The sequence below is a fragment of the Clostridium sp. genome, from assembly GCF_036781005.1.
In the GTDB taxonomy this organism is placed as follows: domain Bacteria; phylum Bacillota; class Clostridia; order Clostridiales; family Clostridiaceae; genus Clostridium_B.
This window is the reverse complement of sequence record NZ_DAIQBT010000008.1, coordinates 105,767-113,014: the sequence shown is the minus strand read 5'-3', so window position 1 is coordinate 113,014 and position 7,248 is coordinate 105,767. Positions and strand designations below refer to the sequence as shown.

7 protein-coding genes are annotated in these 7,248 nt (G+C 36.2%); all 7 read left to right on the top strand.

What is annotated here, in order from left to right; genetic code table 11:
- The first annotated feature begins 24 nt into the window (after positions 1 to 24).
- The 7 genes from fliM (at position 25) to flgL (ending at position 7,229) form a co-directional block, all read left to right on the top strand.
- On the top strand, positions 25 to 1,020 hold the full coding sequence (gene fliM, locus V7Q02_RS05205; RefSeq protein WP_333859943.1) for a flagellar motor switch protein FliM: 996 nt from the start codon (positions 25 to 27) through the stop codon (positions 1,018 to 1,020).
- Positions 1,013 to 2,215 (top strand): flagellar motor switch phosphatase FliY, encoded by a 1,203-nt coding sequence (fliY, locus tag V7Q02_RS05200; RefSeq protein ID WP_333859936.1) that lies wholly within the window; start codon positions 1,013 to 1,015, stop codon positions 2,213 to 2,215. The genes fliM and fliY overlap by 8 nt, the downstream gene beginning before the upstream one ends.
- Positions 2,216 to 2,436: 221 nt before the next feature.
- Entirely contained in the window at positions 2,437 to 2,709 is a 273-nt protein-coding gene (flgM, locus tag V7Q02_RS05195) for a flagellar biosynthesis anti-sigma factor FlgM (protein WP_333859935.1), read from the top strand.
- A gap of 26 nt (positions 2,710 to 2,735) precedes the next feature.
- Complete coding sequence (locus tag V7Q02_RS05190) at positions 2,736 to 3,143, top strand: flagellar protein FlgN (protein WP_333859934.1); 408 nt, start codon at positions 2,736 to 2,738, stop codon at positions 3,141 to 3,143.
- A gap of 159 nt (positions 3,144 to 3,302) precedes the next feature.
- A complete protein-coding gene (flgK, locus tag V7Q02_RS05185) occupies positions 3,303 to 5,201 on the top strand; it encodes a flagellar hook-associated protein FlgK (RefSeq protein WP_333859933.1) in 1,899 nt (632 codons plus the stop codon).
- 180 nt (positions 5,202 to 5,381) lie between these two features.
- Positions 5,382 to 5,735 (top strand): four helix bundle protein, encoded by a 354-nt coding sequence (locus V7Q02_RS05180; RefSeq protein WP_333859932.1) that lies wholly within the window; start codon positions 5,382 to 5,384, stop codon positions 5,733 to 5,735.
- 63 nt (positions 5,736 to 5,798) lie between these two features.
- Positions 5,799 to 7,229: a flagellar hook-associated protein FlgL gene (flgL, locus tag V7Q02_RS05175; RefSeq protein ID WP_333859931.1), complete on the top strand. Its 1,431-nt coding sequence runs from the start codon at positions 5,799 to 5,801 to the stop codon at positions 7,227 to 7,229.
- The last annotated feature ends 19 nt before the right edge of the window (positions 7,230 to 7,248 follow it).

The window sequence follows — 7,248 nt, the reverse complement described above, 5'->3', positions numbered from 1 at the left end:
TTTCTCGAGAAATGGGGGAAGAAAATGGCAGATGTATTATCGCAGAATGAGATAGACGCCCTCCTGGCTGCCCTCTCTACAGGGGAGCTTACCCCGGATGAGGTACCCCAGGAGGAGGAACAGCAGAAGGTAAAACCTTATGATTTTAGGAGTCCCCAGAAATTTTCCAAGGATCATATAAGAACTCTGGAGCTTATTCATGACAATTATGCCAGGATAATTTCCAATTATTTAACTGCACAGGTTAGAAGCAATGTAAAAGTAAGAGTGGAATCCGTGCAGCAGATAACCTATGAAGAGTTTATCCATTCTGTGCCAAACCCTACTATTTTGACCATATTTAAAATGCCGCCTTTAAGTGGAACTGTACTATTTGAAATAAATCCTCAATTTGTGTTTGAGATTATAGATCTGCTTTTAGGGGGAAGTGGAACAGGAAAATATAAGGCCAGAGAATTTACAGACATAGATAAAAATATCATAAAAGTAGTAAATGAAGGACTCATATCAAATCTCAAATTGGCCTGGGAAGATGTAATGGAAGTGGAAACGGAAGTAGAGGGAATAGAGACAAATCCTGCACTGAATCAGACCCTTGCACCTAATGATCCCATTGCTCTTATAAGTTTTTCAGTGGAACTCGGTAAAAGTACTACTTTCATAAATATATGTATTCCTTATTTAAGCATAGAAAAAGTACTTGATAAGTTAGTGGTTCAATATTGGTTTCAAGAAGGGGATGGAGAAATATTAGCCCAATCCAAGGAAAAACTTAGGAAGAGATTAAACGTAGTAGGGATTCACCTTACAGCAGTTCTTGGAACTGTAGAATTAACAGTAGATGAATTTTTAAATTTGAATATAGGGGATGTGCTGAAATTAAAGGAAAAAACTACAGATCCTGTGAAGCTTATGCTTGAGGACAAGGTGTACTACTATGGAAAACCCGGTATAATAGGAAAGAATATGGGGGTTGAAATATTGGATATTATAGATAAGGATGTGGAAAATTATGAGTAATGGCTTCCTTTCACAAGAAGAAATAGATGCACTTTTAAATGGGGGACAAGAAGATGAAAACACTTCTCCACAAGAAGCAGCAGTAGAAGGTGAAAATGGGTCAGAATTGTCAGATGTAGAGAAAGACTTACTTGGGGAAATAGGTAATATATCCATGGGTTCTGCATCCACAGCACTTTCTACAATAATAAATCAACAGGTAAATATAACCACTCCGGTGGTAACTTTGACCACCTTGAAAAAATTAAAAGATGAATTTGAGATTCCAAATGTGGCCCTGGAAGTTAAATATACAGCAGGTATAATTGGAGAAAATCTTCTGGTTATGAAGGTTACAGACGCCTATGTAATAGCAAATCTTATGATGGGCGGAGATGGAAAGTTTGAAGGGGAAATGAAAGAACTAGGGGAGATAGAAACCAGTGCAGTATCTGAGGCTATGAATCAGATGATAGGCTCTGCAGCCACTTCTATGGCAACCATGTTCATGAGAGAAATAAATATTTCTCCCCCGGTCTCCAACATATGGGACGATGCCACGGAACCTTTGTCCCAGGAGATATCAGAGGATGAAACCATTATAAAAGTATCCTTTTCTCTTAAAATTGGAGAATTGGTGGACAGTCATATAATGCAGCTATTTCCTGTAAATACTGCTAAAAAAATAATTTCCATAATGATGGGTAAAGAAGAAGAAAAAGCGGAGAAAAAAGTGGAAGAAAAAGTAGAGGAGAAAGTGGAAGAGCCAAAGCCACCTGCACCTGCTAAAGTTGAAAGTGTACAGCCGCCTTCTCCAAAACCACGGCCACAGATGGAAAATTCAAGCCATATATATGAAAAACCTATAGAAAACAGTGTGAACAAACAGCCTGTAGAGGTGCAAAAGGCGGTATTTCAGCCTTTAGATACCTCACATTCAAGGAGCAGTAATGTGCCTAGAAATATAGACTTGATACTGGATGTGCCTCTTGAAATATCCGTAGTACTTGGGAGAACCAAAAAGAGCATCAAGGATATTTTAAATCTTGGTACGGGATCTCTCCTGGAATTGGATAAATTGACAGAAGAGCCTGTAGAAATACTTGTAAATGGAAAAAAAGTAGCCTATGGAGAAGTAATTGTAATAGATGAAAATTTCGGGGTAAGGATAAAGAGCATTATAAGCAGCGAAGATAGAATTAGTTCTCTTAAATAGGGGATGAAGTTTTTAAGCAGAGAGTATTCTCTCTGCTTTTAATCTTTTATATTATTAAATTTACAGCTTTATTAAAGTGGGAAGATAAAGGGATTTTAGCATAAAATTAACCTCTTTATCTTTTGTATAAAGTATAAATATTAAATTTATATACCCGATAATATTAATAATCATTACAGAAGAACCAGTAAAGCTGTTAAGTTTAAGGAGTGTATTTTTATATGAAGATTAATGGAATCAGTTTAAATAAAATATTGAACATATATGATAAAAGTAAAAAAGAATATGGAGCAACCAGAGCTGCCGGGCAAAAAGATTCCATTGAAATTTCATCTCTTGGAAAAAGTTTAAGCTCTTATGTCAAGGGGGATGAAACCATAAATTCTAAGGAAAAGGTAGAAAATATCAAAAAGGCTGTGGAAAACGGAACTTATAATGTGGATAAGAAGCTGGTGGCAGCCAAAATCATAGAAGCTATGAAGGAAAAACTGTAATATGTCCTGCTAGGGAGGTGAAAAAGGTGCTTTTGGAATTAAAGCATATAATGGAAGAGGAGTATGTAGTTTTAGAAAGGCTTTTAGAAGCTTTAAAAGAACAAAGCAGATATCTTGTAAGAAGAGAAGCTTTTAATTTAGATAAAATAGTGAAAGTGCTGGAGGAGAGAAGTAAAGCTGTAGCTCTCCTTGAAATGAAGAGAAGAAAACTCACTAAAGGAAGATTCATGAGGGAAATAATAGAAGAAGCAAAGGATGAAAATTTAAAAAGGATTTATGAGGATATAGTAAAAGTGCTTGAAAAAATGCAGTTTCAAAAGGATACCAATGAAGCACTGATAAAACAGGGTATGATTTTTACCCAGCAAATACTAAGGGCGCTGAATCCAAATGTGGAGGCAAAAACCTACAACTCCATTGGAAAGAGCAGATGATTTATACAATGCACAATTCACGATGCACGATTCACAGAGTACAATTCACAATTCATAATGAACAGTTCACAATAATTGTGAATTGTGAATTGACAATTGTGAACTGAAATAGTGAATTGTGAATTGACAATTGTGCATTGAAAAAAAGGAGATGATTAAATGCCGGGGTTGTTTTCAATATTCAATACCGCAAAAAGTGGGCTTTTTGCCCAGCAGAGTGCAATAAATGTTACTTCTCACAACATAGCAAATGCAGAAACAGAAGGATATTCAAGACAGAGAGCTACTCTTGTTACCACTACCCCTTATACCATGCCTTCCATGAATTCCGCAACTGTTGCAGGGCAGTTGGGAACGGGAGTAACGGTATCCTCCATAGATAGGATAAGGGATAGTTTCATAGATTATCAGATAAGAGTGGAAAATGGAGTTAATGGCCATTATACTGCCAAGGATAAATATTTAAGTCAGGTGGAAAATGTGTTAAATGAACCTACAGATAGTGGACTATCCTCTCTTATGAGTAAATTCTTTAATTCCTGGCAGAGTCTTTCGTCCTCTTCACAAAATACCAGTACAGTAGCTCAACAGGCCTATCAGCTTACCAATGATTTAAACAGTGTTTACTCCCAGCTTACAAGTATAAAGGATAATGCCAGAAGTGAAATAAAAACTGCAGTAGTTGACATAAACAGTATGCTAAAGCAGGTTTCGGAATTGAATCAGCAGATAAGGGATGTAAAGATGTCTGGCAGCAATCCAAACGATCTTATGGACAGCAGAGATTTGTTGCTTGACAAGCTCAGTGAAAAATTTGGTATAACCATAAATCCAAGAGACTATGAGGGTATAGACGTAACTACCTCCAACAGTTCCATATATGGTGATGCAGATGACAATGGCACAGCACCTTTGATTTCAGAGGGAGGTTCTCCACTTAATATAGTACAGTCAAATGATGCAGACAATATAAATGTAGCCACCTTTTCCTGTGTAACCAGCATAAACAAAAAGACAGATGCTGATGTAACTACTGGAAAAGCCACCTATGAGGTATCCTATTATAAAAAAGGGGATACACTTTCAGACAATAATAAAGTTACCATGTATGTAAGTATGACTGAAGAGGAAGCAGAACAATTAAATACCAGCAGGGTTCTCTGGGCTAATAATGATGGAACTGCCTACAAGGTAAAGGATGGAAAAGATGCAGCAGGAAAAGATGCCAAGGTAATTGACGGAAATTTAAGCAGCAGCAGTACCACCGTTGACAGCCCGATAAATTTTAATCAGCTGGCACTTTTTATCCCTCCTTCTGGAGAATTAAAAGGGTATGTATCTGTTCAAAACAATGTGGCGGAATATCAGGATGAACTTAATAAACTTGCAAAATCCCTAGCTGTTTCAGTAAATGCCATAATAAGTCAAAGCAGTACCTGGGTAGCAGACAACAGTGGTTCTCCAGAGGGAGGAATCAATAATTTCTTTGTAAATGGAGACACTGACGGAAATAACTCAGAAGAAGATGAAAATAACATAACAGCGGCCAATATAACTGTAAATATAGATATATTAAATGACCCTTCTAAAATAAAAATAGCCACCAAGTATGACTCTAGTGGAAATTCACTGGGCACCGACACGGATACCAACAGGGCACTGGCCATAGCACAGCTGGCAGACAGTCTCATGAATATTCAAAGTGTTACAGAAGATTCATCAAGGGAGGATCTTATAGGAGGCATTTTTGCCACAAAGGACACTTTAAATAATGTGTATGCCGTAGGAGGAGTAAATGGAGGTACTACTGTAAGCAACTATTTCAATAACCTAGTGAACAAGGTGGGTATGCATGAGCAGGAGGCAAAAAAACAGGTAGATTATGAGGCTACCCAGCTTGAGAATTTTACCCAGTCCCGGGAAGCTACATCAGGAGTTTCACTGGATGAGGAAATGACAAATCTCATACAGTTTCAGCACTGTTACCAGGCCAATGCAAAGATGATATCCACTGTAGATGAACTTTTAGATGTGGTAGTAAATGGACTTAAGAGATAGGTTACAATTCACAGAGCACAATGCACAGTTACAGAGCACAGTTTAGGAGGATTTTTCGTGGAAAAATCTATAATTATGTAATTTCTATAAATTGTGAATTGTGAATCTTGAATTGATTAAGTATATTTATTTTTACTTTAGTTAATATTTAAGATAAATATTAACTAAAGGGGTTTGAAAATGAGTACGAATTTAATAGAAGAAAAATCTTTTCGATTTGCAGTTGAGATAGTGAGCTTATACAAACAGTTGTATGAGAAAAATAAGGAATACAGTTTGTTTAGACAGCTTCTTCGCTCAGGAACAAGTATTGGAGCAAATGTTAAAGAGGGACTAAGGGGACAATCCAAAAGAGACTTTTTATCAAAAATGAATATAGCATTAAAAGAAGCCAATGAAACAGAATACTGGCTGGAATTATTAATCAAAACACACTATGTAAGTGAAAAAAATAAATTGTTAAAAGAATGTAAGGAAATATGTAAAATATTAAGTTCAATAGTCAAAACAACCAGAAAAAACTGTAAACTATAAATTGTGAATTGAAATAGTGAATTGTGAACTGTAAATTGTGAATTGAACAAGGGGGGTAAAATTTTGAGAATAACAAATAAATATCTTACAAATAGTTTCCTTTCAGATATGAAGAGAAATTTAAATAATTTAAATAAAATACAAGAGCAATTGTCCTCTACTAAAAATTTTTCCAAGCCCTCAGATGATCCGCTGAATGTACAGAAATCCATGCAGCTTCAAACTTCTATAGATGCCAATAGTCAGTATGGTACAAATATAAAAACTGCACTGACTTGGATGGAGAGTACGGATACCACTTTAGGGCAAATTGGAACTGTGCTTTCCAATATAAGAACTAATTTGGTAGAAGCAGGAAATGCAGCCTATGGACAGGATGACAGGGATAAAATAAATGATGAGGTGAACCAGCAAGTTTCTCAGCTGGCACAGCTTTTTAACACAAACTTAGGAGGGGAATATATATTTGGAGGTACTCAAGGACTATCTAAACCTGTGACTACGGAAAGCTACAGTATAACCAGAAAAGTAACAGATGATAATGGAAATACTTCCACTGATACCTATGAAGGATGTATTTCTTTGAAGTATGCAGATAAGGATGGGAAGATAATAGAGGCATTTCCCCAGGTGATATCAGATGATTTTAATGCAGGCAATTGGAGTGGCAAAAGCATAACCTTTAATGTGAAGGGCAGTGCGGATACAACAGGCACAGATTATTCGTTAACAGTAAATTCCTCAGATAAAACAGTAGATGATGTTATAAAGAACTTAAATACCCAGATACAAAATAACCCTAATCTTAAAGATAAAATAAATGTAGTAAAAATCAATGATGGGAACATAAAATTTCTAGCTGTTGATGAAAGTGATACCATAAAACTTACTACAGATATAGCAGATATGGCATCTACTTCAGGCAAACAAATTTCAAGTGTAACCATGGACAACATAGCTTCAGATAAAAATATAGAGGTGTCTCAAGGAGTAGTTTTAAGCTATAATGCCACAGCAGTGGATGTAATGCAATATGGAGATGGGCAAGATGATGATATAAGGGCACTTATGGATAGAATAGTACACCACTTGGCGGGACAGGTGGAATCCACTACAGATGCAGATGGCAATACTGTAGATGAAAATACAACAGGTGCCATACTGGGTTCTGATGGAAACTATTATATATGGAAAGATGATGCAACGGCGGCAAAGGAAAAGCTTACAAATGAAGATCTTGATGACATAGATGCAGCTTCTAAACAAATACTGAAGGTACGTTCTGAAATAGGAGCAAAGGAAAGCAGAATGGAGGATTTAAGTACTCAAAATAGTTCTACAAAGATAAGCTTGACTGAAACTCTCTCTAAAATAGAGGATATAGATGTAACAGAGAAAACAGTAGAGTATTCCACTATGATTACGGTATATATAGCCTGCCTTCAAACCAGTGCAAAGATAATGCAGTCTACTCTTATGGATTATCTAAATTAATAAAAACTTTAAAGAAGGA